General features: G+C 66.1%; 2 protein-coding genes, 1 tRNA gene and 1 pseudogene. All 4 read right to left on the reverse strand.

Annotation, left to right across the window (positions count from 1 at the left end; all coding sequences use genetic code 11):
- Positions 1–273 precede the first annotated feature (273 nt).
- Positions 274–346 (reverse strand) — tRNA-Ile (locus D7V93_RS40255).
- 92 nt (positions 347–438) lie between these two features.
- Positions 439–768 (reverse strand): MGMT family protein, encoded by a 330-nt coding sequence (locus D7V93_RS40260; RefSeq protein ID WP_120648324.1) that lies wholly within the window; start codon positions 766–768, stop codon positions 439–441.
- Between the two features lie 83 nt (positions 769–851).
- The gene (gene rpoD / locus D7V93_RS40265; protein WP_120648325.1) at positions 852–2,972 is read right to left on the reverse strand and encodes an RNA polymerase sigma factor RpoD; all 2,121 of its coding nucleotides are present in this window, start codon (positions 2,970–2,972) and stop codon (positions 852–854) included.
- A gap of 90 nt (positions 2,973–3,062) precedes the next feature.
- Positions 3,063–3,557 (reverse strand): annotated as a pseudogene (locus D7V93_RS40270) (DNA primase); the annotation flags it as partial.

A 3,557-nucleotide genomic window follows, 5' to 3' on the forward strand; every position in this document is an offset into this window, starting at 1 on the left:
CAACCTACTCTGTCTCTCAAGAGAGGGAATGGGTGTCTGGCTGCCAGCGATTGCCGTCTGAGCCCCACCCGATCAATGCCGGGGTCGCGGGATGCGCGGGAGAGAGCCTCGCGCTCCACTGTCATTAGCGCTCTCGGCTTGCCCCGTTCCGGTCGGTCTTCGCCTGCTCCGTCAGGTCCAGTTCCCTGGCTGTCTGAGCGGAGGTGGCCCTTGCCGAGGTGCTCTCGAAGCCTCCGCGGCGCTTTCCGAGACGTCAGGCGAGGGAGAGGAAGGTGGGCCCTCCTGGATTCGAACCAGGGACCAATCGGTTATGAGCCGACAGCTCTAACCGCTGAGCTAAGGGCCCCCTCGGATTTGCAACGCCAGACGCGACGGACATCCTCGCGCGGCGCGGGCTGACTATCTCCCCGTGCGCGCGCCCCTGGCAAGGCCCCGTCGTCAGCTGTCCTCGCGGTCCTTCAGCGCCACGCGGAACACCTGCCCACGCTCCGCCACGGTGACGCCCTCCAGGCGCAGCCGGCGCGCCTGCTCGTGCGCCACCGGGGGCGCCAGCGTCCCGTCCGAACGGATGACGCGCCACCAGGGCACTTGCGTGGCCGTGCCCGGCAGCAGCTTCAACTCCCGCCCCACCCCGCGCGCCGCGCCGGGTCGTCCCGCGTAGAGCGCCACCTGCGCGTACGAGCGCACCTCGCCCCGGGGGATGGAGCGCACCTGGCGGATCACGTTCTCGTGGAAGGACAGGGGAGCGGCGGGCTTCTTCGGAGGCACGCGGGGACCTCGGAGCGAAAACGAGAAGACCCCCGGTCCACGAAGCGGGAGCGGGGGCCTTCAGGACAACCTGGTTCAGCGGTCTAGCTCTCGACGAACGAGCGCAGGCGCTTGGAGCGGCTGGGGTGACGCAGCTTGCGCAGCGCCTTGGCTTCAATCTGACGGATGCGCTCGCGCGTCACCTCGAAGTCCTGACCCACCTCTTCCAGCGTGTGGTCGCTCTTCTCGCCGATGCCGAAGCGCATGCGCAGGACCTTCTCCTCGCGCGGCGTGAGCGTGGCGAGCACCTTCCGCGTCTGCTCGGCCAGGTTCATGTTGATGACCGCGTCCGCCGGAGACACGAGGCTCTTGTCCTCGATGAAGTCGCCCAGGTGGCTGTCCTCTTCCTCGCCAATGGGCGTCTCCAGGGAGATGGGCTCCTTGGCGATCTTCAGGACCTTGCGCACCTTGTCGAGCGGCAGCTCCATCTTCTCCGCGATCTCTTCGGGCGTCGGCTCGCGGCCAATCTCCTGCACGAGGTAGCGGCTCGTGCGGATGAGCTTGTTGATGGTCTCGATCATGTGCACCGGGATGCGGATGGTGCGGGCCTGATCCGCGATGGCGCGGGTGATGGCCTGACGGATCCACCAGGTGGCGTACGTCGAGAACTTGTAGCCGCGCTTGTACTCGAACTTGTCCACCGCCTTCATCAGGCCGATGTTGCCCTCCTGGATGAGGTCCAGGAACTGCAGGCCGCGGTTCGTGTACTTCTTCGCGATGGAGACCACGAGGCGCAGGTTCGCCTCCACCAGCTCGCTCTTCGCGCGCTCCGCCCGCTTCTCACCCAGCCGGATGGCGTCGTAGTTGCGGCGCAGCGCGTCCACCGGGAGGTTCGCCTCCTCCTCCACGCGCTTGATCTTCCGCACCGCGGTACGCACGTCGCGGTCCAGGATCTCCAGCTGCTCCGGGGTGAAGTTGAGCTGCTTCTGGAGCTTCTTGGCGATGTTCGGGTTCTCGCGCGACTCCTTGAGCTGAGGGCGCAGGTCCTTCATGGAGACGCCGTAGCGACGCTCCAGGTCGCCCAGCTCCTCCTCCGCCTTCTCCACGCGCTCGATGAGGCCCTTGAGGTTCACGACGATGCGGTCCACCTGCTTCTTGTTCAGCCGCATCTCCTCCAGGACCTCCATCATCTTGGTCCGAAGGTCCTTCACCTCCTGCTTCAGCTCCTTCTTGCGCACCTCCGTGAGCTTCTTCTTCCCGGAGAGCTCCTCCTCCAGGACTTCGCAGTCCTTGGCGAACTTGCGGAAGCGCTCGATCTGCTTGGAGATCTGCTCGATCTTGTTCAGCTCGCTCTGCGCGAGCTGCGCGGGAGCCTCGGCCTCGGAGACCTCCTCGACGGCCTCTTCAGCGTTCTCCGACTGGGCCTCTTCGGGCGCGTCCTTGATGACGTCGCGCACGCGCAGCTTGCCCGTCTTCAGGCGGTTGCTGATGTCCAGGATGTCCGCCACCGCGACGCGGCAGGCGAGCAGGGCGCGCAGGACTTCCTTCTCACCCTCCTCGATGCGCTTGGCGATCTCCACCTCGCCCTCGCGGGTGAGGAGGCTGACGCTGCCCATCTTGCGCAGGTAGAGGCGGACGGGGTCGTTGGACTTGCCACCCGGCTCGTCGTCCTCGTCCTTCTCGTCCTCGTCCTGGTCTTCCTTCTCTTCCTCGACCGCGACGGTGGGCTTGATCTCGTTGGACTGCGCGGCCTTCTGCGCGTCGACGATCTCGATGTCGTTGTCGCCGAACATGCTCATCACGTCGTCGATCTGATCGGACGACACGATGTCGGCGGGCAGGGCGTCATTCACCTCGTCGTAGGTGAGGAAGCCCTTCTCGCGGCCGGCGGCGAGCAGGTCCTTGACTTCCTTGCGCTCGGCGACCGGGTCCTCCTCCACGTCGTCCTCGACGGCGTCGGGGTCGACCTGGACGGCGGCGGCGGCCTCTTCAGCGGCCTCCTCGGGGTCCACGTCGTCGGCGAGGGCGGCCACACCCTTCTTCTTCTTGATCTTCTCGGTTGCCTCGGCGGGGGCTTCCTTCGCCACCAGCTCCTTGTCCTCGGCATCCGCAGCCTTCGTCACCTTCGCCACAGGGCTGTCCGGTGCCTTCTTCTTGCGGATCACCGGATCCACCTTCTTCTTGGTGGGCTTCACGGATGCCTTGGAGGGCTTCTGCGTCGGCATTCGGGTACTTCTCCTTAAGAAAATCAGGTGCTTTGGCCTGGGCGAGCCGGCCGATCTACCGCAAAGTCGAGCTTTCTTACAAACGCGAACTCAAACCGGTTGCATTGGTGCCTTTGTTCCCGTTCCCGAGGAAGCGGGCTTCAGCTCGTCCAGGACGCGCTTGCGGAGCGCCAGAAGCTCCTTGCGCTCGGACAGGAGCTGCCGCGTCTCTTCTGTCAAATCAAAAGCCCCCGGCGTCTGTTCCGTCGCCCGCTTTATATAAACGAGCCGCTCGTCGATGCGCCGTACCATGATGTCCCGGCACACCTGGACGAACTCCCCCTCCAGCTCGGAGCCCCCGGCGGAAAGCCGCCGGCCGGCCTCCAGCAGTGCCCGCTTGACGACCTCCGTCGCCTCGAAGAGCGCTTCCTCCAGCCCCTGCCCGGACGTCGCCTGCGCCAGCACCATCCGCAGGCCCATGTGGGACAGCTCATCACATACCCGGAACGTGTCCCGGGCGAGCAGCCGGGGCTCCCGGAGGATGGCGGCCACGTAGAGGCACTCCGACTCCGGGGGAGGGCGCTCCGGCTGGGGCTTGGGCACGGG

Source organism: Corallococcus llansteffanensis (assembly GCF_003612055.1).
Taxonomy (GTDB): Bacteria; Myxococcota; Myxococcia; order Myxococcales; family Myxococcaceae; genus Corallococcus; species Corallococcus llansteffanensis.